Genomic DNA, 21,655 nt, shown 5'->3' with positions numbered 1-21,655 from the left:
ATGCACAAAAGCCGGCTGCACGGGCGCTTCCGGGCAGCGATAGCGGCAACTGTCGTCCCAGGTCGACCCATTGGCCCGGGCCAGCCGGAACAGAGTCCGGACGATATCTGCCCAGGGCTTTTTCCAGACAGCGATGCCGCTGCACGCCTGAACCTGCGGATGCTCGAAGCAGTCGCCAGGCGCTGCAGAGGGTTTATCCGGATCACGACTCGGAGCATGCCGTTGTTATCGAGAAGGTTTGATTACCGCCAGAGCTAACCAGATGGGCGCTTCGAGGGAGGTGGGACTCGCTGCGCTGGCCTGACCCCTACTCACCGGATAGGACTGAATATGAAAACAATAATTGCTGCACTCGTCAGTACAATGATCATCGGTTCTGCAAGTGCAGAGGACCTTCCCAAAACCAAGTTGCAGGTGGTCGGCGGCGTGAGCAATCTCACCGCTTACGCCGACTTCGAAAAGCCGTTCTGGAGCAATGAAATTCCAGCCGTCTCCAATGGCCAGATCAGCGCCGACATCAAGGGCTACAACGAGATGGGCCTGAAAGGGCCGGAGATGATGCGCCTGATGTCGCAAGGTGTGATCGAGTTCGGTACTGCCACGCTCGCCTACTTCGCCAGTGACAACCCGATCAACGAGGCCATCGACCTGGCTGGCTTGTCGCCGGATGCCGATACCGCTCGCGCCGTGACGGATGCCTTCTCGCCCGTCTACGCCAAGCACTACAGCGGCGATTCCGGCATCAAGTTGCTGGGCATCTCGACCTACCCGGGTCAGGTGCTGTTCTGCAATGCCGATATCCAGGGGCTGGCCGATATCAAGGGCAAGCGGGTGCGCACCAGCAGCCGTACTCAGGCGGACTTCATCGAGGCACTGGGGGGCACCAGCGTGACCATGTCCTTTGGCGAAGTGGTGCCGGCCCTGCAGAACAACCTTGTCGATTGCGCCATCACCGGGTCGCTGTCCGGCTACTCGGCGAAGTGGTACGAAGTGTCCACCCACCTGTACGCCCTGCCGATCAACTGGAACCAGCAGATCCACGCGGTCAACCAGAAGGCCTGGGACAAGCTCGATCCGAAGGTTCAAACCTTCCTGGAAGGCCGCATCAGCAACTTGGTCGACAACATCTGGAGTGCCGCCGCACGTCAGACCCAGGAAGGCTACGCCTGCAATACCGGCGCCGCGAGCTGCCCGTATCCGGACAAGGGCACCATGACCCTGGTACAGCCGAGCGAGGCGGATCGTCAGTTGCTGCTGAATATCCGCGAAGGCGTATTGAGCAAGTGGGCGGCGCGCTGCTCTGACCAGTGTGTGGCCGACTTCAATGCCACAGTGGGCAAGACGCTGAATCTCGCTGCCAACAAGTAAGTCCCAGTAAAGCCGTGCCGCGAGGTTTCCCCAGGGAAGCCTCGCCCAACTAAATACGGGGCGTTCAGCCCTCGGATACTGCCATGCTCTCCCGTAATTTAGCCTTTATCTCGTTCCTGATATCGAAGGCAGCCCTGCTGTCGCGCGCCGCTGTTTGGGTCGGCGGCGGCTTGACGATCGCCAGCGTATTGCTGATTGCCTACGATGTCAGTCTGCGCCGGCTGTTCAGCATTACCGTCGGTGGCGCCGACGAACTGTCAGGCTATGCGTTCGCCATCAGCAGCAGCTGGGCCCTGGCGTTTACCGCATTGGAGCGTGCCAACGTTCGCGTGGACGTGCTCTATCAATATCTGCCGATCCGTATCAGCGCACTGGTGGACTGGCTGGCGCTGGTCGCGCTCGGCGTATTTTCCGTGCACCTCACCTATTACGCCTACGACGTCGTCATGAGTTCCTGGGTGCAGAACTCCGCGGCGAATACCCCGTTGGCGACGCCTTTGTGGCTGCCACAAGGGCTCTGGCTGATCGGCCTGGCCTGGTTCTCGATCGTGCTCGCCTTGATGCTGCTGCGCGCTTCCATTGCCCTGATCTGCGGCGATGTCGAAGCCGTCAAACAGTTGTGCGGAGTCAAGTCGGCGAAGGAAGAGGCGGCGACTGAAGTTGCCATGGGCGAGCGTAATGTTCGGGGAGTAACCGTATGATTTCTGTCGCACTGATTATCCTGCTCACACTGATCGGTCTGAGCATTCCGATTGCCGCCGCCCTGGGCGTGCTGGGCCTGATTCTCGACCCCCTCTACTCCATGCTGCCGCTCACTCGGGCCATCGGCGAGCTGACCTGGAGTTCCAGCACCGAATTCCTGCTGGTGGCCATTCCGCTGTTCATCATGCTCGGCGAAATCCTGCTGCGGGCCGGCTTTGCCGAGCGCATGTACAGCGCCATGAGCCTGTGGCTGTCCTGGCTGCCAGGTGGCCTGATGCACGCCAATATCGGCGCCTCGACGCTGTTCTCCGCCACGTCCGGTTCCAGCGTGGCGACGGCCGCCACCGTGGGCACGGTGGCGCTGCCGCAGATCAAGCGCTATGGCTACAACGAGCCGCTGTTTCTCGGCAGCATCGCCGCCGGCGGCACCCTGGGCATTCTGATTCCGCCGTCCATCAACCTGGTGATCTATGGCGTGCTGACCAACACCTCGGTGCCCAAGCTGTATCTGGCGGGGATAGTGCCGGGCCTGTTGATGGCCGCCATGTTCATGCTGATGATCATCCTGTGCTGCCTGGTCAAGCCGAAATGGGGCGGGCAACGGATCCAGGCGAGCTGGTCGGAGCGCCTGAGCAAGCTGGTCGATCTGGCGCCGCCGCTCGGTATCTTCCTGCTGGTGGTGGGGTCGATCTACGCCGGCATCGCCACGCCAACCGAGGCCGCCGCCCTGGGCGTGGTCGGCGCCCTGGTACTGGCCGCCTGCTTTCGTACCCTGAGCGTCAAGATGCTGCGCGAGGTGGTGGAGGGCACCATGCGCGCCAGTGCGATGATCATGATCATCGTCATCGGCGCGGCGTTTCTCAACTTCGTCATGTCGGCGACCGGGCTGACCAACGCGATCACCGAGAGCATTGTCGGGCTCAACCTGTCACCCATGCTGATGCTGTTGGTGGTGGTGATCTTCTATGTGGTGCTGGGCTGCTTCATGGAAACCCTGTCGATGATGATCACCACCATTCCCATCGTCGCCCCCATCATGATCGCCCTGGGCTTCGACCCGATCTGGCTGGGCGTGGTGATCATCGTCCTGGTCGAGACCGCCCTGATCACCCCGCCGGTCGGGCTCAATCTGTTCGTCGTGCAAAGCCTGCGCAAGAGCGGCTCGATGCAGGCGGTATTTCTCGGCGGCATGCCCTTCGTCGTCGCGCTCTTCCTGATGGTCGCCCTGCTCGCCGCATTCCCGGGCCTGGCCCTGTGGATGCCTTCGGTCTTTGCCAACTAGCGCCCCTAGCCTGCCGAGCGGTGGCCCGCGGGTCGCTGCTCGGCCGGGCACGGACTGAACGGGTTAGCCCTTGTGGAGGCAGCCGTTCTTCTCCGATCTGAGCCATGTCCCTTGTCGAGCCTGTGCAGGGGCGGCCGTCGCCGTCGCCGGCTGGCTCCATGCTTCACCGAGCGCCGGCTGTCTTGCCTGCGGTGTTCGCGCGGCGACCGGTACCCCGGACGACTTCAGACTCTCCCCCACAGGCCCGCGAGCCATTAACGTGGAGCTAGAAGATGACCCTTAGCAATGCCCTGCGCGTTCTCCTGATCCCGCTTCTCGTTGTCGTCACCCAGGCCTCAGCCGGCCAGGACCACATTGTGCTGACGGTCACCGACTCCGGCGGGACTTCGGTCGACTACGACCTGGCCGCGCTCGAGGCCATGGACAGCACGAACCTGTTGACCCACACCTCCTGGACCGACGGTCTGCAACGCTTCACCGGGGTGCGCGCCAGTCTGCTGCTGGCGGCAGTCGAGCAGCCGGGTGCGAGCGTGCGGGCGCTCGCGCTCAACGACTACGAAATCCGCATGAGCGTGAAGGACCTGACCGACTATCCGGTGATCATCGCCTACAAGCGCAATGGCGAGTACATGGCCATCCGCGACAAGGGGCCGCTGTGGATCATCTTCCCCCAGGATGACCACCCCGAGCTGACAGGCCTGGAAACCGACCAGAAGATGGTCTGGCAGCTGCGCCAGCTGGTCGTCGAATAGTGGCCGGCGGGCGGCGCCCCATGCTCAGGCACTGGTGGCAGCAAAGCGGGATGTGGCGTCTGGCGCTGGCCTTGGTGGTCTTCATGACGTCGCTGTACTTCTCCTATCGCGACCTGGGCCAGGCCAACAACCTCGCCGGTTTGCGCATCGCCCACCATACCCACACCCTGTTCAAGACCTATGAGGACGTCGAGCGGCTGATGCGCAGCCTGCGCCACTACGCGATGAATGATCCGGTCTATGACGTCGGCCTGGAGAGCGTGCAGCTGGACTACGAGCTGCTGGTCAGCCGCCTGCCGGTGTTCTATCACGGCGAGGCCAACCGCGAGCTGGCGGAGTCTGCCGAGGTGCGCGCGGCGGTCGACAGTCTCGCGATCATGCTCGATTCGATCGAGCCGCTGATCGCCAACCTCAGGCCCGACCGGTATGACCCCGCCTATGCCCACATCCAGTCGTTGCTGCGCACGCCGCGGGTCAGGTTCCTGGACCTGACCAAGCAGTTCATGATGAACGCGCAAGTGCGCAACGATCAGATTCTCAAGCACCTTGCCCACACCCGGAGCGACTGGGTGATCGCCGCGCCGGCGGTCAGTGGCGTGACCCTGCTGCTGCTGTTCTTCCTGCAGCTGCGACAGTCGAGGGCCCTGGCCAAGACCCTCGAGGCGGAGTCGCACAAGCTCGCCCATCAGGCCGCCCACGATCCCCTGACGGCGCTGCCCAACCGGGCGTTGCTGCAGGAACGGCTTGGCCAGGCTATCCGCCGCAGCCGTCGCGCCGGCGGGCGCTTCGCGGTGATGTTCCTCGACCTGGACCGCTTCAAGGCGGTGAACGACAGCCTCGGTCATGCTGCCGGCGACGAACTGCTGAAGACGGTGGCCGAGCGCCTCGGCGCCTGTGTGCGCGAAGGCGATACCGTGGCGCGCATAAGCGGCGACGAGTTCGTCCTGTTGATCGAGAACATCGGCGACGACAACACGGTGCTCGACGCCGTCGCCAACCGGGTCGCCGGGCAATTGCGCACGCCTTTCCTGCTGGCCGGGCAGGAGCTGCTGGTCACCGGCAGTATCGGCGTCAGCCTGTATCCCGAGCATGGCGAGGAAGCGGAGCTGCTGCTGCTCAATGCCGATGTCGCCATGTACAGCTCCAAGGCGAACGGGCGCAACAGCATCCACGCCTACCAGGCAGAGATGAACGTCGGCAGTGTGGCGCGGCTGGAGTTGAACCGCGACCTGCACTTTGCCCTCGAGCGCGGGCAGCTGGTGCTGCATTACCAGCCCCTGGTTCGCCTCGCCACGGGGCAGATCTTCGGCGTCGAGGCCCTGCTGCGCTGGCAGCACCCGAGCCGTGGCCTGCTGGGCCCCGACGAGTTCATTCCCTTGGCCGAGGAGAACGGCCTGATCCTGCCGATCGGCGAGTGGGTGATTCAGGCGGCCTGTGCCCAGGCCATCGCCTGGCACCAGCAGGGCCTGCCGCTGCTGAAGATGGCGGTGAACCTGTCCGCGCTGCAGTTCCAGCAAGCAGAGCTCGCCCAGCGGGTCGGCGCGACGCTGGAGGCCTCAGGCTTTCCGGCCGAGCTGCTGGAGCTGGAGCTGACCGAAACCCAGCTGATGCGCAACGTCGACCTGGCGATTGCCGCGACCCAGGCATTGCGCGAACTGGGTGTGGGCCTGGCGGTCGACGACTTCGGCACGGGCTATTGCTCGCTGATCTACCTGCAGCGCTTCCCGGTTAGCAAGCTCAAGCTCGATCGCAGTTTCGTCCAGGATGCGCTCAGCAAGCCGCGCTCCGCGGCCATTGCCCGCAGTGTCATCAGCCTGGGCCGGAGCCTGGGTCTCGAGGTGCTGGCCGAGGGCATAGAAACGCCGGAGCAGCTGGTGTTCCTGCGCGCCCATGGCTGTGACTACGGCCAGGGCTATCTCTTCAGCCGACCGCTGGCGGCCGCCCAGATCGCCAGGCTGATCCGGGCCAACCTGGCGGCCGAGAGCGAGGACAACGAGATGCGCCCCATCGGTCCCGGGGCGCTGCTGCTGGGCGCCTGAGCCAGTGGCTCGAGCCGGTTCAGGCGCTGACAGCGGGGGGGCGGCATCGAGCGGGCTTGCAGCGCACAGCGAAGCGCTGCCGATTGCCCCGCTTCTGTCTGCGCCTGGCACTGCGCCGACAGTCGAGGCCCCCAGGGGCGGTGACCTGCGCGCCCGCTGGACTCAGGCGATGCGAAATTGCCGCGCACTGCGGCTCAAGGCCTCGACCTGTGCCGACAGGCCTTGGGTGTGCTGGTCCAGTGTCAGGCGCAGATCCTTGGTCCCGCCCACGTGCAGGTTGATTTCCTCCATCTTGTCGGCGATGTCCTCGGTGGTGCAGGAGATCTCCTCGATGGCGACCACCACCTGGTTCATTTCCGCGGTGAGCTGTTCCATCGAGCAGGAGATATCTTGTATGGCCTCGGCCACCTGGCCGGCGTGCTGTTCGCTTTCCGCCGCCAGGGCCAGGCCGTCGGTCATCAGCTCGTCCATGCTGCGCGTCTGCTGTTTGAAGTCGCCGACGATGCGCGCGATATCGGTGGTGGCCGAAACGGTTTTCTGGGCGAGCGTGCGCACCTCGTCGGCCACCACCGAGAAGCCACGACCGGCTTCGCCGGCGCGGGCCGCCTCGATCGCCGCATTCAGCGCGAGCAGGTTGGTCTGGTCGGCCAGGCTGTTGATGACATCGATGATCCCCGCCACCTTGCCACTGGCGCGATTGAGCTGTTCGACCTGCGTGTGGGTTGCCTGGATCAGCTTCGACAGGCGGCCCATGCGCTCGACGCTGGCGCCAATGATCGCGGTGCCCTTGCGTGCCGAGTCGTAGGCCGACTGGGTGGCGGTGCCGACGTCTGAGGTGCGCTGCGCCATTTCGTTGATGGTTGCCGAGATCTGCTGGGACGCCGAGGCGGTCTGCTCGGTCTGCATCTCCACCTGGGTACTGTTCTCGCCGAGGTGGCGCATGGCGTCGTTCAGGTAGCTGTGCAACTGACCCAGTTGCTGGTTGGTGTCGACGACATGGCCGACGATCTGCCCAATGCCGCGGATCATCCGGTTGGTCGCCTCGCCCAGCTGGTTGAATTCATCCTTCGAGTTGCGGCCTACCGGCATGCTACCGGTGAGGTCGCCGGAGGCGACCCGGGTAAGCAGCTGGGTGACCGTGCCGAGCTGGCTCAGCAGCGTTCGCGAGGCCTGGCTCAGGGTGATCAGCAGGAACAGCGCTACGCCGGCGAAGGTGATGCCCATCATCAGGCTCGAGGAGCTGCGCGCTTCCTGCGCCTGTCTTGCCGTGCTGGTGAGGAGGCCTTCCTCCAGCAGGGTGATCTGTTCATCGGCATGCTGCTCGATCTGCTGCCCCAGCTGCTCGAGTTGCGCGTCGAAGCCGCGAATCTGCTGGATCAGGCCATGGGCCTGGGCGAATGTCTCGGCGTACTTGGTGACCGCCTGACCGATCTGGTTCTCCTGCCAGTTCAACTCCTGGATCTTGGCCTGCATGTCGGCAATGGCCGCCTCGGTCCTGCGCGCGTACGTGAGGTCCGCGGTCGCCAGGTAGTTGCGTTGGCCGCTCAGGGCCGCGGCGATGAACGGCTGGATCAGGCCGATGCTGACGTCCTCCAGCGCTTCGCCGCTGGCCGACAGTTCCTGGCGCACGCCTTCGGTGGGGTTCAGGCCCAGCTGTTGGCGCAGCGCCAGCCAGGTGCGCTGCAGATCGGCTTCCTTGTGCATCAGCGCCTGCACCTCCTGGGCACTCTCGGTCAGGGCCGGCTGATCCAGCCCCTGGGCCTGAGCCAGGAGTTGCTCGGCGAGTTGCTCGAGGCCGGCCAGGCGCTGCTGAAAGTCGTCGGCATTGTCGGCGCTCAGCGCCTTGCGCATGGCGCCCTGCTTGAGCCAGGCGTTCATCAGGGTGAACGAGTCACTGGCGTAGCTGGTGGCGGCTTCGCGCGCGTGAAACGAGTCGTTCAGCCGCTGGCTGGCCCAGAACGACGAGGCGGCCATCAGGGCCAGGCTCGCCAGGGCGATCGCGATCAGGATGTGGAACTTATGTTTCCAGGAAAGAGAGAGGTGCATGCTGACTCCTCACCGCACGAGTACGGACGCCTGGGGCTGAAGAGTCGGCGGGCTTTAGGGCAGGGCGAGCGCCGAATCTTCAGTTCCATTGGCTGTCGGCGGAATGATTGAAAGGACCGACGGCGCAGTCGCCGCCGGCCGTGGCGTGCCTTACCAGAGCGGCAGGGTGTAGCTCATGATCAAACGGGCTTCGTTGAGGTCATCGCCAAAGGTGGTGCGCAGGGTCGAGTTGCGCAGCTTGATACCGAGGTTCTTCAGCGGGCCGTCCTGAATCACATAGCCGATGTCGGTGTTGCGCTCCCACTCCTTGCCGCTGTTGCTCGTGCCGACACGGATATTGTCACCGGACAGGTAGCGGCTCATGAACGTCAGGCCGGGGATGCCGATCGCGGCGAAGTTGTAGTCATAGCGTGCCTGCCAGGAGCGCTCGTTGGTGTTGCCGAAGTCGCTGATCTGCACGGAGTTGACGAGATAGGCATCGGTGCCGGCGATGGACGGGTAGGGGTCGTCACCGTTCATGCGCTGGTAGCCGGCACCGAAGGAGTGGCCGCCCAGGGTGTAGGTGAACATGGCGCCGAAGGCCCGGTTGTCGAGGTCGCGGAAATTGCCGTCGTCCTGGCTCTTGGCGTAACGCAGGTCGGCCTTGAAGGATTGGCCGTCGCCCAGGGGACGCAGGTAGGTCAGGCCGGCGACGTACTGCGAATAGATGTCTTCCAGTTGCCCGTAGTGGAGGCTGGCGGTGAGTTCGGGGGTCAGCTTGTAATCCGCGCCGGCGAAGGTGAAGGAGTCACTGCTGCCGCCAATCCGCCGTACGCTCATCTCCGTGTAGTCGCTGGAGTTGAGCGCCTTGATACGGTTTAGCTGGCCACCCTGCAGGGACAGGTTCTCGACTTCCTGGACATTCAGCAGGCCGCCCTGGAACAGGCCTGGCAGCAGTCGCGCATCGGAGGCCTGGACCACCGGGTTGCGGACATGCAGGTCGCCCAGCTTCAGCGTGCTGTTGGAGTACTTGATCTTGCCGGTCAGGCCGAGCTTCGAGTACTCGTCCTGGGAACCACCCGAGCGGTCGGCCGGTAGCAGTCCGCTGCCGGCGGTGCCGTCGCCGGAGTCGAGCTTCAGCCCGAGCATGCCGATGGCATCGATGCCGAAACCGACCGTGCCTTCGGTATAGCCGGACTCCATGCGCAGGATGAAGCCTTGCGCCCATTCCTCGGCCTTGTCGCGGGAGTTGTCCTGGCGGAAATCGCGATTGAAATAGAAATTGCGCAGCTCGAGGCTGCCTTTGCTGTCGCTGATGAAGTCGGCGTTGGCCAGCCCGGGAAGGCCGCTGCTGAGGATCAGCAGTGCAGCCATGCGATTGCGAGGTGTCATGCGGGGTACTCCTGGAAGCAAAAACGCGCGGCGGTGGTTCACCACTGTTTGGCAAGGCGCATTTTCTATGCCTGTTGTTTTTGTGGGCTTGCCCGTTCCCTCGCGCATTCTTGGAAGGGGATGGCGTCATCGTCTAACGATAAAAAACAGCACCCCCCGATAAGAAAACGCTATGGCCCGTGCCTCGGCAAAGGCGCGTAGGTCTGCCTACTTCCCCGGTGTATGATCGGCTAGCCCTGCATTTTCGACTGGCCTGAATCACTGAGAGGTTCGATACGGCTGTGAACCTGAAATTTCTCGAGACCCTGGTGTGGGTGGCTCGTCTGAAGAGCTTTCGCCTGACCGCAGAAAAGATGTTCACCACCCAGGCGTCGGTTTCCAGTCGAATCGCCGCGCTGGAAGACGAGCTGGGCACCCGGCTGTTTCTGCGGGACTCCAAGGGCGTATCGCTGACGCCCGCCGGGCAGAAGGTGCTCGAATACGCCGAGCACATGATCAACACCACGCAGGAGCTCAAGCAGTCGATAGGCGACAGCGGCAACGTGCAGCGCAGCATCCGCATCGGCGCCATCGATGTGGTCATCAATAGCTGGCTGAGTTCGTTTATCGCCAAGGTCATGGAGCGCTACCCGGCGCTGGAGATCGAGCTGACGGTCGACACCACGCGCAACCTCAACGACCAGCTGCAGAAGGGCTACCTGGATGTCAGCTTCCAGATCGACATGGTTCGCAGCGACAGCGTGCGCAACCTGGAACTGGCGAACTTTCCCGTGCACTGGATCGTGCCGGCCGACTCGCTGTATCACCGCGGCTATGCGTCGATCGCCGAGCTGAGCAAGGAGCGCATCATCACCTTCTCGAAGAACTCCCGGCCGCACCTCGATACGCTCAGCCTGCTGCACGCGGCGAACGTCAGCGCGCCGCGGATCAGTTGCGTGAGTTCCGTGGCGGCCATCACCCACCTGATTCGCACCGGCTTCGGCGTCGGCCTGCTGCCCGGTGCGGTGGTCTGCGAGGATCTGCGCCGCGGCGTGCTGGCGACCCTCGACGGCTTGCCGCTGCCGCCGCCGCTTGGGCTGGTGGCGACCTGGCACACCGGGCCGGGCCTCGAGCTGAACGAGGACATGGTCGCGCTCGCCTGTGAGGCGCTCTGCGAATACGGAGCGCAGATGGGCGAAGGGATGATTTCCATCCTGGTGCCCGACCCGGATCAGGAGACCACCTGAGTCCTGGCCTGCCCAAGACGCGCCTGGCGCGTTCCCCTCTGACACCGGCGCAAGGCCGGTGCCTCCCGTACCTGGCGGCGTCGCCGCTGGCGGGCTGAAGTCCTGGACAGCGCCTCATTCCCCCGTGCAGCCTGATCGAAACCAGGCCCGTCACCCGCGCCTTTTCCCATGCCTCGCCTGGCCGACGCTGGCCCACCGCCTGGGCCGCCAGCGATGCCCTGAGCCTGTCCCGCGCGTCGCTGGGCCTGCTGCTCCAGGCCCATGGCGACGCGGCTTGGCGCGGGGGCCACAGGATTTTTCTATCCCCTGCGTACGCATTTATTAGTTGGACTGGTTCGCCGAGGCCCCACAAAAATGTTGCCAAGTTAAGGGCATCGGCCTGATCGGCGCGGTGCGCACGACAGCCTGCACATCAGCATGTGATCGGAACCCAACGCCATGAGTGACCCCGCTTTCTCCGCCTGGATCGGCCGTACCGAAGAGTCCCGCGATCAGCTCAGTCTCAACCTGGTCAGGCGCATCGCCGCGACCCTGAGCGAGCCGACGCCTGCCTACGGAGAACCGTTGCCGCCGCTGTGGCACTGGGCATTTTTCCAGGAGCCGGCCGACGAGGACGGCCTCGGCGAGGACGGTCATCCGGCCCGCGGGGGGTTCCTGCCGCCGGCGGACAACCGCAACCGCATGTGGGCCGGTGGCCGCCTCGAGTTCATCGCCCCGCTCAGGGTCGGCCTCGAGGCCAGGAAGGTGTCGACCATCACCCATATCGAGGAGAAGCGCGGTCGCACCGGCGCCCTGCTGTTTGTCACCCTGCGCCACGACTACCTGCAGGACGGCCACCTGGCGATTCGCGAGGAGCAGGACATCGTCTACCGCGAACCGACGCCGCCCAAGCTCGGCAGCGGTGAGGCGCTGCTGGGCGGCGACTGGCAGGAACGCGTGACGCCCAGCCCGACCCTGTTGTTCCGCTACTCCGCGGTGACCTTCAACGCCCACCGCATCCACTACGACTGGCCCTATGTCACCGAGGCCGAGGGCTACCCGGGCATGGTGGTGCAGGGACCGCTGATCGCCACCCTGAATCTGCGCGCCTTCTGTCGCGCCAACCCCGAGGCGCGCCTGCGGCGCTTCGCCTTTCGCGGCGTGCGCCCGCTGATTGCGCCGCAGCCGTTCACGGTTGGTGGCCGCAGGGTCGGCGCCAACAGTGCCGAGTTGTGGGCCGGTGACCAAGGCGGTCTGGCCCACCGCGGCGAGGTGCATTTCGACTGATTTCCAGCAGGCGAGTGCGCTGCCCTCGCCCCATCCATCGCAGGCAGGAGCCGCTCCTGCACCGACCTGAGAGCCAAGTGATGAACCCCAACCAGAACGAAGAACTCAATGCCATCCGCGAGGGCGTGCGCGCCCTGTGTGCCGAATTCGATGCGGCCTACTGGCGCCAGGTCGATGAAGAAAAGGGCTTTCCGGAAGCCTTCGTCGAGGCGCTGACCCGCGCCGGCTGGCTGGCGGCGATGATTCCGGTCGAGTACGGCGGTTCGGGCCTGGGCCTGGCGGAAGCCTCGGTGATCCTCGAGGAGGTCAACCGCTGCGGCGGCAACTCCGGCACCGTGCACGGGCAGATGTACAACATGTTCACCCTGCTGCGTCACGGCAGCGAAGAGCAGAAGCGCTACTACCTGCCGAAGATCGCCGCCGGCGAGCTGCGCCTGCAGTCCATGGGCGTGACCGAGCCGACCACCGGCACCGACACCACCAAGATCAAGACCACCGCGGTCAGGCGTGGCGACAAGTACGTGATCAACGGGCAGAAGGTGTGGATCTCGCGCATCCAGCATTCCGACCTGATGATCCTGCTGGCGCGCACCACGCCGCTGGCCGAGGTGCAGCGCAAGTCCGAGGGCATGTCGATCTTCCTGGTCGACCTGCGCGAGGCCATCGGCAACGGCATGACCGTGCAGCCGATCGCCAACATGGTCAACCACGAGACCAACGAGCTGTTCTTCGACAACCTGGAGCTGCCGGCCGACAGCCTGATCGGCGAGGAGGGCAAGGGCTTCCGCTACATCCTCGACGGCCTCAATGCCGAGCGCACGCTGATCGCCGCCGAGTGCATCGGCGATGGCCGCTGGTTCATCGACAAGGCCAGCCAGTACGCCCGCGACCGGGTGGTGTTCGGTCGGCCCATCGGCCAGAACCAGGGGGTGCAGTTCCCGATTGCCGAGGCGCATATCGAGATCGAGGCGGCCGACCTGATGCGCTGGCGCGCCTGCGAGGAATACGACGCCGGGCTGAACGCCGGGGCCAGCGCCAACATGGCCAAGTACCTGGCGGCCAAGGCGTCCTGGGAGGCGGCCAATGCCTGCCTGCAGACCCACGGCGGCTTCGGTTTCGCCTGCGAATACGATGTCGAGCGCAAGTTCCGCGAGACCCGCCTGTACCAGGTCGCGCCGATCTCCACCAACCTCATCCTGTCCTACGTGGCCGAGCACCTGCTCGAGCTGCCGCGTTCGTTCTGAGGCGCCGGCCATGAGCAACAGTACCCAGACCCTGGCGGCGTTCCTCTCGGCACTGAGCTACGACGACCTGCCGGAGGCGGTGATCGAGCGCAGCGAGGCGCTGTTCCTCGACTGGCTCGGGTGCGCGCTGGCCAGCCAGGGCATGCACCCGATTCCGCTGTTCGAGCGTTACGCCCGGCAGATCGGGCCCACCACCGGGCGCAGCCAGATCCTGGCCAACGGCGAGCGCAGTTCGGCCTACTTCGCGGCTCTGGTCAACGGCGCCAGTTCGCACATGCTGGAGCAGGACGATGTGCACAACGGCGCGGTGCTGCATGCCGGGGCGGTGGTGTTTCCCGCCGCGGTCGCCGCGGCGCAGGACCTCGGCAGGTCGGGGCGCGAACTGATCCTGGCCGTGGTCGCCGGCTATGAGGCGGGCATCCGCATCGGCGAGTTCCTCGGTCGCTCCCACTACCGCATCTACAACACCACCGCCACGGTGGGCACCCTGGCCGCCGCGGTGGCGGTCGGCAAGCTGCTGGGCTTCAACCGCGAACAGTTCATCCACCTGCTCGGCAGTGCCGGCACCCAGGCCGCCGGCCTCTGGCAGTTCCTGCGTGACGCCGCGGATTCCAAGCAGCTGCACATCGCCAAGGCCGCCGCCGATGGCCTGCTCGCCGCCTACCTGACCGCGGAGGGCCTGACCGCCGCGCAGAACATCCTCGAAGGCGAGCAGGGCATGGCCGTGGCCATGTCCACCGACGCCGACCCGCGCCGCCTGACCGATGGTCTGGGCAGCCGCTGGGCGCTGAGCGAGACCTCGTTCAAGTTCCACGCGTCCTGCCGGCACACCCATCCGGCGGCCGACGCCCTGCTGAGCCTGATGCAGCGCGAGGGGCTGAGCCATGAGCAGATCGCCGCGGTTACCGCCCGCGTCCACCAGGGGGCTATCGACCTGCTCAAATGGCCGGCGCCGCAGAACGCCTACCAGGCCAAGTTCTCCATGGGCGCGGTGCTGGGACTGGTCGCCGTGCACGGCCAGGCCGGGGTCGAGGCGTTCGCCCAGCATGCCTACCGCGACCCGCGGGTCGTGGCGTTCAGCGGCAAGGTGCGCATGCAGCTGGATGCCGAGGTGGACGGCGCCTACCCGAAGCGCTGGCTGGGCCGGGTCGATGTCGTCACGCTCGACGGCCGTCAGCTGCGCGGCGCCATAGACGCTGCCAAGGGCGACCCGGGCAACAGCCTCAGTCGCCAGGAACTGGAGGACAAGTTCCGCCGCCTGGTCGCGTTCTCCGGCGCCGTCAGCGCCGACCGGGCCGGCGAGCTGATCGCCCGCGCCTGGGCGCTGCGCGAGGCCCCGGACGTTGCCCTGCTGATCTGAGTGCGCGCTTCGCTGGCGCAGGCGTCGGGCGGTTGGCCGGCCCCGAGCCGTCAGGACTTGTTGTTGCCACGACCCGGACAGCCCGCCGCAGCGGCGGCTACCTGGCTGGGTCGCGGTCCACGCGTTTGGTCGAGTGGCCGGGGTGTTCCCTGCATAGCCTGTCCGACGGTGCCACGCCGCCGCCATGCGCAGGGACCGCCCACTCGGCCATCTAACTCCCGCGGTCGTGGCCGGACGACCGCGGCGCTGCGGCCGGCCGCAGCCTGCGCTTGACCGCAGCAGTGTCCTCCGTTGCGTGCCCGGCGATTCGCCACCCCTCACCGAACCCATTGTTGTGCTGATGAGATGACGCCATGGATACCCCTAAACCGATGATTCGTTCCGCCCTGTTCGTTCCCGCCACGCGTCCGGAGCGCATCCCCAAGGCGCTGGCCAGCGGTGCCGACGTGGTCATCGCCGACCTCGAGGATGCCGTGCAGGAAAGCCTGAAGGCCGAGGCGCGGGCCAATCTCGAGGCCTTTCTGACGTGCAACCCGAATGCCCGTCTGCTGGTGCGCATCAACGCCCCGGGTCATCCCGAGCAGGCGGCGGACCTCGCCCTGTGCAAGCGCCAGCCCGGGGTGATCGGCGTGCTGCTGCCCAAGGTGGAGAGTGCCGCGCAGGTCGCCCAGGCCGCGGCCAGCGGCAAACCGGTGTGGCCGATCATCGAGAGCGGCGAGGGCCTGCTGCAGTTGGCGCAGATCGCCCAGGCGCCAGGTGTCGAGCGCCTGTCGTTCGGTGCCCTGGACCTGGGGCTCGACCTCGGCCTGGCCAGCGGCACCGGCGCCGCCGAGCGGATTCTCGACCAGGCGCGCTATGCCATCCTGCTGCAGTCGCGCACGGCCAACCTGGCCGCCCCGCTGGACAGCGTGTTCCCGGCGATCGAGGACCAGACGGGGCTCGACCGGGCCAGCCGAGATGCCCGCGACATGGGCTTCGGCGGCCTGCTGTGCATCCATCCCAGTCAGGTCGCCGTCGTTCATCAGGCGCTGATGCCCGGCGCCGAAGAGCTGGCCTGGGCGCGCCGCGTGCTGGAGGCCGGCAGCGGCGGCGCGGGGGTCTTCGTGGTGGATGGACAGATGGTCGATGCGCCGGTGATCGGGCGCGCCCGCAGGCTGCTCCAGCGGGCGGGCAGCAACCCGTACTGAGGACTGGGCCGCGCGCCCCCGTGTTTTCTGGTGTACAGAGTGGCTATGTAAATGTAGGTAGTCCTGTAGACCCCTATTGGAAAGAGAGTTTCGAGGCGACCAATGAGTGCTATTACCCAGTTGCTGGACCATGTGAGTGAGACCAGCTATGACGACCTGCCAGCGGCGGCCATCGCGGCCGCCAAGGTGTTCATCCTGGACAGCATCGCTGTGGGCATTTCCGGCTCCCGGCATCCCTGCAACCCCATGGTCAAGCAGGTGGCCCTCGGCTGGGGCGGCGCGGCCGATGCCAGGGTGCTCGGCTCCGGGGAGCGCCTGCCGGTGCCGTCGGCCGTGATGCTCAACGCCTACCAGATTCACAATCAGGAGTTCGACTGCGTCCACGACCGCGCCGTGGTGCACACACTGGCGTCGATCCTGCCGGCCTTGCTCGCCGAGGCCGAGCGCAAGGGCGGCGCGACCGGCAAGGAGCTGATCCTCGCCCTGGTGCTCGGGGTGGATGTGGCGGCCTTCATCGGCATGGCCCAGGGCGCGCCGATGCGCTTCTTCCGGCCGGCGATGTGCGGGGCCCTGGGCGCCACTGCGGCCTTGAGCAAGCTCGCCGGCTTCGACCGGGCGACTTTGCATAACGCCCTGGGCATCATGTACAGCCACCTGTCCGGGACCATGCAGGCGCATATCGAGGGGACACCGACCGTGGCCTTGCAGGTCGGGCTGAATGCCCGCGCGGCGGTCACGGCATTCGATTTCGCCCGAGCCGGCTTCGTCGGCCCCAAGGATATTCTTGAAGGGCAGTACGGCTACTTCGCCCTGTTCGATGGCCAGCCCGACTGGGCCAGGGTCAGCGACAGCATTGGCCGCGACTTCCAGATCGCGCGCATGAGCCACAAGCCCTTTCCGACCGGCCGCGCCTGTCACGGCGGCATCGACGGGGTCATGACCCTGCTTGCCCAGGACAGGTTCAATGCGGCGGACGTCGAGAAAGTACGGGTGCTGGTGCCGCCGCTGGTGGTGCGCCTGGTCGGGCGACCCGCGGTGCGAGGGATGAACGTGGGCTACGCCAAGCTGTGCCTGGGTTACTGCGTCGCCACCGCCTTGCTCACCGGCAGCGTGGGCATCGAGGACTTCGATGCCGACCAGCTGGTCGATCCCGAGCGGCTGGCCCTGGCCCAGCGGGTCGAGGTGCTGGACAACGGCATGCGCGACGAGAATGCCCTGGGGCCGCAGTCGGTCGAGGTGATCCTCAAGGATGGCCGCACACTGCGCATCGAACTGCCGGCGGTCCTCGGCCATCCGCAGCGCCCGCTGGTGCGTGAGCGCCAGGTGGAAAAGTTCGACGCCTGCCTGCGTTCGGCGCCGGCGGTCATCGGCGCGGCCCAGCGCGCCGAACTGCTGGCCACCCTCGACGACCTGGAAAACCTTGCGGATGTCCGGCGCATTCTCGACCTGAGCACGGCGCCGGCCTGACTGGCTGCACGAGTGGCGGTATTGGTATATTTATGACTCGCTCAGATATCCAATATCCGCCACGAGTCCAGGAGAGAGGCACCAGTGAAGGCAGCTGAACGCATCAGGCTAGCGATCGAAGATGGCATTCGCAGCGGCGACCTGCCGCCGGGCACGGCCATCGACGAGGCCGAATTCATGCGCAAGTACCAGATCTCGCGCACGCCACTGCGCGAGGCCATGCTGCAGTTGCAGGCGCAAGGACTGCTCACCAGCCAGCCGCGTGGCGGCATGATCGTCACCAAGATGAACCTGCAGCAGTTGCTGTCCCTCTGGGAGCTGCTCGCGGAGATGGAAGGGCTGTGCGCCCGGCTGGCCTGCGAGCGCATGACCGAGGATGAGCGCAACCAGCTCGCGCAGGTGCTGGACGCCGCCATCCCGGTCGTCGAGGCCAACGATCTCGAGGCCTGGAAGGCGGCCAATAAGGAGTTCCACGAGCGCATCTACCGCGGCTCGCGCAATCCGTTCCTGCGCGAGCATATCTTCCAGATCCGCGCGCGAACCGGGGCCTATCGGCAGCATGCCTTCGGCGCTATCGGCCACCTGCAGGCCTCGTGGGCGCAGCACATGGACGTGGTCAAGGCGATCCTGAACCATGATGGCGCGGCCGCCTATACGGCGATGGTGCGCCACCTGAGTCCGGGGCTGGGCGTGCAGGGGTTCGCCTCTTTCGTGGCAACCCTGCCCCAGGAGCTGCTGGCCTGATGGCGGCGTGCCGGTGCGGCACAGCCCCTTGATCTGAGTCCCCTGCGCGGCCGGCCATTCGCCGCCGGCGCCATGCGGTTTTCTGCCTCGATGGCGGGACGACGACGCCCCCCGCCTGATCCCTCCGCCTTATCCCGGGTGCGCTGACTGTCCGCGGCGCGCCACCGAGCGCCTGCTCGGCCGCTGGCCTGGAAATCCCCGCTCGCGCTGTCCGTCCTTCTCCCCATCAACGCCGCTGCCGTGCCCGCCACCGGCGTGCGCCCGCGTGCTCGCGGATCCATGCTCTGGAGACGCGGTCTACCGATCATTCGTCCGCTGCGGTAAAAAAAACGCTGGTAAATGTAAAAAAACAGTTTATAAATATATTTATAAACGGAATCCAGCCTTGGCCATGGCCGTCGGGCGCAGTCCCGGGTTCATGTTCCGATGCATCCCGCCACAGGAGGCAGCCATGACCATGGCGACTACCACGGGCTCAGGCCCGTCCTCGAGCGCCGGTGAACCCGCCGTTTCGATGGAGGCGACCTATCGCAAGATCGCGCTGCGGCTCGTTCCATTCCTGGGGCTGCTGTTTCTCCTGGCCTGGATCGACCGGGTGAACGTCGGCTTCGCCAAGCTACAGATGCTCGACGACCTGCAGTTCAGCGAAGCCGTCTACGGTCTCGGCGCGGGCATCTTCTTCATTGGTTATTTCCTCTTCGAGGTGCCCAGCAACCTGCTCCTGGAGAAGATCGGGGCGCGCCGGACCCTGGCCCGCATCGCGATCCTCTGGGGGCTGACCTCCATGGCCATGATGTTTGTGACCACGCCTGGGCAGTTCTACCTGGCGCGCTTCCTGTTGGGCGTGTTCGAGGCCGGCTTCTTCCCCGGCGTGATCCTCTACCTCACCTACTGGTTCCCGGCGCGCCGGCGGGCCTCGATCAATGGCCTGTTCATGACCTCCTTCGCCGTGGCCGGGGTGATCGGCGGCCCGCTGGCCGGACTGATCATGAGCGGCATGGAGGGCGTGGGGCCCTACGCCAGCTGGCAGTGGCTGTTCCTGATCGAGGGCGTGCCCTCGGTGCTTGCCGGCATCGCCGCGCTGTTCTATCTGCCGGAGAAGCCGGCGAACGCCACATGGCTGAGCGCGGCGCAGAAGCGCGCGGTGGCCGCCGCCCTCGAGCAGGAAAATCAGGCGGGGCACAAGCATGCGTCGCTACGAGCGGCCTTCACCAACCCACGGGTGTGGCTGTGCGCCGCCATCTACTTCTGCATCGTCAGCGGCAACGCCACCATCGCGTTCTGGTCGCCGTCGATCATCAAGGAGTTCGGGGTCGACAGTAAGTTGCAGATCGGCCTGCTGTCGTCGATCCCCTTCATCCTCGGTACCGGCGCCATGCTCTGGAGCGGTTTCCACTCCGACCGGAGCGGTGAGCGCCGCCTGCACTGCGCGTTCGCGACCCTGCTCGCCGGTGCGGGACTAGCGCTCACCGGCCTGTTCCTCGGCAGCCCGCTGATCGCGCTCTGCGCCCTGTCGCTCTCGGCCATCGGCATTCTCGCGGCGTTTCCGGTGTTCTGGTCGCTGCCGGCCGCGTTCCTGACCGGCACCGCCGCCGCCGGCGGGATCGCCCTGGTGAACTCCGTCGGCAACCTGGCCGGGTTCGCCGCGCCCTATCTCATGGGGTCCCTGAAGACCGCCACCGGCAGCTTTTCGGCCGGCCTGTACGTGGTGGCAACGCTTCAGGTGATCGCCACCTTGCTGGTCCTGGCCTTCGTCCGGAGGGAAAAATGAAAGCCGTCGCACCTGTTCTCCCAGTGGCTGTACAGTCCCCGGCGCTTCCCGCCGGCGAGCCGTCGCCCGTGGCACTGGACGTGCCGTTGTCCGAAGAGCTGCTGGCGCTGATCGGCAAGCATGCCAGCAGCCTGTCACGGGAGGTGAGGGTTGGCCTCGAACTGATTCAGGAGGCCACCGGAATCACCGCGCCGGCGGCGTTGCGGGCGCCCGTGGCACGTGCTCCGGGCTACTCCCTCGAAGCTGCATTCGCCACCTTGAATGTGCCGCTGTCCAGTGAGGAACTGGTGATGGTGAGCAAGGTCAGCGCCAGGCTGGCGCGGGTGTTCCCGGGCGCCGAGGAGGATTCGGGCGGGCGCTTGGGCGGCGTTGCCGGTTCGCCGCAGGGGCGCTCATGAGCGCGCTATTGCCGGCGACCCTGAGTGGTCTGCGCAAGGCCCTCGCCGCCGGACGGCTCAGCGTGCAAGAGGCCCTCGACGCGCAGGTGGCGCACCTGCGCGCGAACGCCTCGAAGTATCGCTGCGTCACGGCCATCCATGAGTTGCCCGGCGCCGAATCATCTCGCCCGAGGCAGTCTGCGGCCGTCCGCCGTCCGCTGGACGGCGTCGGCCTGGCGCACAAGGACATCTTCCACCGCCTCGACCGGCCGGCCAGCTGTGGCCATCGGCTACCGCCGCCGGTGAGCCGGCGTGCCTTGAGCGCCCCGGCCTTGACCCGGCTGGATGCCGCCGGCGCCAGCGAGTTGGCCTCGCTGTGCATGGCCGAGTATGCCTGCGGCGCCACCGGGCAGAGCGAGCAGGGCGATGAGCCGGTCAACCCGCTCGACGCGGCGGCCGTGGTCGGCGGTTCGTCCAGCGGCTCTGCGGTGGCCGTGGCGGCCGGGCTCTGCTACGCCTCGCTGGGGACGGATACGGCCGGCTCGGTGCGGATTCCCGCCGCGACCTGCGGGGTACTGGGGCTCAAACCCACTCGCGGCCTGATCCCGAGCAGCGGCGTGTTTCCCCTGGCGCCCAGCCTGGACACGGTCGGGGTGATTGCCCGCTCGGCCGCCGATGCCGCGCACCTGTTGGCCGTCACCGCGACGCGCGGGCTGCGCACGCTACGGGCGGCGCTGGAGAGTCCGCAGCAGCTGGAGACGGCATTGCTCGCCAGCCCTGCGCCGCGCCTGCGCTACTGCTTCGACGCCGCGCCGGTGCGCGAGGACGTGCTGGCGGTACTCCTCGACTTCACACGGAATTTACCCCGTGCGTGGCAGATCACCCCGCGCGCCGCGCCCTGGCTCAAGGAACTGACCGGCTACGCCGAGACGCTGCTGCATGTCGAGGCCGCCCAGGTGCACCTGCCACGGCTGCGGCAGTCGCCAACGGCGCTCGGCCCCATGGTGCGTGCGGTGGCGTTGCCCGGCATCGCCCTGCCGGCGGTCTGGTACGCCGAAGCGCTGGCGCGCCGCGCGCAGTGGGCCAAGCGCCTGGTGGCCGAGTATTTCGAGGCGGCCGACATCCTGCTGATGCCGGCGCTGCCAGAGGGGGTGCCCAACTGGGATGAGGTGCATACCCGGTCGCCACGCTTCAACGGTCGTGCCCTGGGCTCTTTGTACCGCTTGATGCCCTTCGTCAACTACCTCGGCTTCCCCTCCGTCGTCTTTCCCGTCGGCACCGATGCACTCGGCCGGCCGGTTTCTGTGCAGGCAATTGGTCGCCCCTTCAGCGAGACAACCCTGCTTTCGTTTGCCTACCGGGTCGAGCGCGACCTGTTCGGCGCAGAGGGCTTCGCCCCCCTGCCCCTGACCCCGGACGGCAGTTCCACTCGGATAAGTACCAAGAGGTAATC

The 21,655-nt window shown here is 66.2% G+C and carries 17 protein-coding genes; 15 read left to right on the top strand and 2 right to left on the bottom strand.

The features are described from left to right. The first annotated feature begins 426 nt into the window (after positions 1 to 426). From LPB260_RS04600 to LPB260_RS04580, 5 genes are all read left to right on the top strand, one after another. On the top strand, positions 427 to 1,368 hold the full coding sequence (locus tag LPB260_RS04600) for a TRAP transporter substrate-binding protein (protein ID WP_218281504.1): 942 nt from the start codon (positions 427 to 429) through the stop codon (positions 1,366 to 1,368). An 83-nt stretch (positions 1,369 to 1,451) separates the two neighbouring features. Next, positions 1,452 to 2,069 (top strand): TRAP transporter small permease subunit, encoded by a 618-nt coding sequence (locus tag LPB260_RS04595; RefSeq protein ID WP_208707459.1) that lies wholly within the window; start codon positions 1,452 to 1,454, stop codon positions 2,067 to 2,069. Then, positions 2,066 to 3,352, top strand: coding sequence for a TRAP transporter large permease (locus LPB260_RS04590; protein ID WP_208707458.1), 1,287 nt, complete (start codon positions 2,066 to 2,068; stop codon positions 3,350 to 3,352). The genes LPB260_RS04595 and LPB260_RS04590 overlap by 4 nt, the downstream gene beginning before the upstream one ends. 272 nt (positions 3,353 to 3,624) lie before the next feature. Beyond that, a complete protein-coding gene (locus tag LPB260_RS04585) occupies positions 3,625 to 4,104 on the top strand; it encodes an oxidoreductase (RefSeq protein ID WP_208707457.1) in 480 nt (159 codons plus the stop codon). A gap of 20 nt (positions 4,105 to 4,124) precedes the next feature. Beyond that, positions 4,125 to 6,143, top strand: coding sequence for a bifunctional diguanylate cyclase/phosphodiesterase (locus LPB260_RS04580; protein WP_208707456.1), 2,019 nt, complete (start codon positions 4,125 to 4,127; stop codon positions 6,141 to 6,143). Between the two features lie 162 nt (positions 6,144 to 6,305). On the opposite strand, the gene LPB260_RS04575 is transcribed toward LPB260_RS04580, so the two are convergent. Together LPB260_RS04575 and LPB260_RS04570 are read right to left on the bottom strand one after the other, a co-directional pair. Further along, entirely contained in the window at positions 6,306 to 8,189 is a 1,884-nt protein-coding gene (locus LPB260_RS04575; RefSeq protein ID WP_208707455.1) for a methyl-accepting chemotaxis protein, read from the bottom strand. 150 nt (positions 8,190 to 8,339) lie between these two features. Continuing rightward, positions 8,340 to 9,560, bottom strand: a complete 1,221-nt coding sequence (locus tag LPB260_RS04570; protein WP_208707454.1) for an OprD family porin — start codon at positions 9,558 to 9,560, stop codon at positions 8,340 to 8,342. 281 nt (positions 9,561 to 9,841) lie between these two features. Between LPB260_RS04570 and LPB260_RS04565 the strand changes: the two genes are divergently transcribed. From LPB260_RS04565 to LPB260_RS04520, 10 genes are all read left to right on the top strand, one after another. Continuing rightward, positions 9,842 to 10,786, top strand: a complete 945-nt coding sequence (locus LPB260_RS04565; RefSeq protein WP_208707453.1) for a LysR family transcriptional regulator — start codon at positions 9,842 to 9,844, stop codon at positions 10,784 to 10,786. A 438-nt stretch (positions 10,787 to 11,224) separates the two neighbouring features. Beyond that, positions 11,225 to 12,052: a MaoC family dehydratase N-terminal domain-containing protein gene (locus LPB260_RS04560; RefSeq protein WP_208707452.1), complete on the top strand. Its 828-nt coding sequence runs from the start codon at positions 11,225 to 11,227 to the stop codon at positions 12,050 to 12,052. An 80-nt stretch (positions 12,053 to 12,132) separates the two neighbouring features. After that, a complete protein-coding gene (locus tag LPB260_RS04555; protein ID WP_208707451.1) occupies positions 12,133 to 13,296 on the top strand; it encodes an acyl-CoA dehydrogenase family protein in 1,164 nt (387 codons plus the stop codon). 10 nt (positions 13,297 to 13,306) lie between these two features. Beyond that, the gene (locus LPB260_RS04550) at positions 13,307 to 14,656 is read left to right on the top strand and encodes an MmgE/PrpD family protein (RefSeq protein WP_208707450.1); all 1,350 of its coding nucleotides are present in this window, start codon (positions 13,307 to 13,309) and stop codon (positions 14,654 to 14,656) included. A 353-nt stretch (positions 14,657 to 15,009) separates the two neighbouring features. Further along, the gene (locus LPB260_RS04545; protein ID WP_256625495.1) at positions 15,010 to 15,843 is read left to right on the top strand and encodes a CoA ester lyase; all 834 of its coding nucleotides are present in this window, start codon (positions 15,010 to 15,012) and stop codon (positions 15,841 to 15,843) included. A gap of 102 nt (positions 15,844 to 15,945) precedes the next feature. After that, positions 15,946 to 17,310: an MmgE/PrpD family protein gene (locus LPB260_RS04540; protein ID WP_208707449.1), complete on the top strand. Its 1,365-nt coding sequence runs from the start codon at positions 15,946 to 15,948 to the stop codon at positions 17,308 to 17,310. Positions 17,311 to 17,394: 84 nt separating this feature from the next. Further along, a complete protein-coding gene (locus tag LPB260_RS04535) occupies positions 17,395 to 18,054 on the top strand; it encodes a GntR family transcriptional regulator (protein WP_208707448.1) in 660 nt (219 codons plus the stop codon). A gap of 514 nt (positions 18,055 to 18,568) precedes the next feature. Then, on the top strand, positions 18,569 to 19,825 hold the full coding sequence (locus LPB260_RS04530) for an MFS transporter (RefSeq protein WP_208710044.1): 1,257 nt from the start codon (positions 18,569 to 18,571) through the stop codon (positions 19,823 to 19,825). Next, entirely contained in the window at positions 19,822 to 20,223 is a 402-nt protein-coding gene (locus tag LPB260_RS04525; RefSeq protein WP_208707447.1) for a hypothetical protein, read from the top strand. Before LPB260_RS04530 ends, LPB260_RS04525 begins: the two co-directional genes overlap by 4 nt. Further along, positions 20,220 to 21,653, top strand: a complete 1,434-nt coding sequence (locus LPB260_RS04520; RefSeq protein ID WP_208707446.1) for an amidase — start codon at positions 20,220 to 20,222, stop codon at positions 21,651 to 21,653. The genes LPB260_RS04525 and LPB260_RS04520 overlap by 4 nt, the downstream gene beginning before the upstream one ends. Positions 21,654 to 21,655: the final 2 nt, after the last annotated feature.

It is taken from the genome of Pseudomonas sp. LPB0260 (genome assembly GCF_013388395.1).
Note: the sequence above shows the minus strand (reverse complement) of the source record. Positions and strands in the feature narration are given on the sequence as shown.

Excerpts from the sequence above, each read along its gene's own strand:
- LPB260_RS04595 (WP_208707459.1), top strand. The coding sequence starts at position 1,452 with ATGCTCTCCCGTAATTTAGCCTTTATCTCGTTCCTGATATCGAAGGCA.
- LPB260_RS04590 (WP_208707458.1), top strand. The coding sequence starts at position 2,066 with ATGATTTCTGTCGCACTGATTATCCTGCTCACACTGATCGGTCTGAGC.
- LPB260_RS04585 (WP_208707457.1), top strand. The coding sequence starts at position 3,625 with ATGACCCTTAGCAATGCCCTGCGCGTTCTCCTGATCCCGCTTCTCGTT.
- LPB260_RS04580 (WP_208707456.1), top strand. The coding sequence starts at position 4,125 with ATGCTCAGGCACTGGTGGCAGCAAAGCGGGATGTGGCGTCTGGCGCTG.
- LPB260_RS04575 (WP_208707455.1), bottom strand. The coding sequence starts at position 8,189 with ATGCACCTCTCTCTTTCCTGGAAACATAAGTTCCACATCCTGATCGCG.
- LPB260_RS04570 (WP_208707454.1), bottom strand. The coding sequence starts at position 9,560 with ATGACACCTCGCAATCGCATGGCTGCACTGCTGATCCTCAGCAGCGGC.
- LPB260_RS04560 (WP_208707452.1), top strand. The coding sequence starts at position 11,225 with ATGAGTGACCCCGCTTTCTCCGCCTGGATCGGCCGTACCGAAGAGTCC.
- LPB260_RS04555 (WP_208707451.1), top strand. The coding sequence starts at position 12,133 with ATGAACCCCAACCAGAACGAAGAACTCAATGCCATCCGCGAGGGCGTG.
- LPB260_RS04550 (WP_208707450.1), top strand. The coding sequence starts at position 13,307 with ATGAGCAACAGTACCCAGACCCTGGCGGCGTTCCTCTCGGCACTGAGC.
- LPB260_RS04545 (WP_256625495.1), top strand. The coding sequence starts at position 15,010 with ATGGATACCCCTAAACCGATGATTCGTTCCGCCCTGTTCGTTCCCGCC.
- LPB260_RS04540 (WP_208707449.1), top strand. The coding sequence starts at position 15,946 with ATGAGTGCTATTACCCAGTTGCTGGACCATGTGAGTGAGACCAGCTAT.
- LPB260_RS04530 (WP_208710044.1), top strand. The coding sequence starts at position 18,569 with ATGGAGGCGACCTATCGCAAGATCGCGCTGCGGCTCGTTCCATTCCTG.
- LPB260_RS04525 (WP_208707447.1), top strand. The coding sequence starts at position 19,822 with ATGAAAGCCGTCGCACCTGTTCTCCCAGTGGCTGTACAGTCCCCGGCG.
- LPB260_RS04520 (WP_208707446.1), top strand. The coding sequence starts at position 20,220 with ATGAGCGCGCTATTGCCGGCGACCCTGAGTGGTCTGCGCAAGGCCCTC.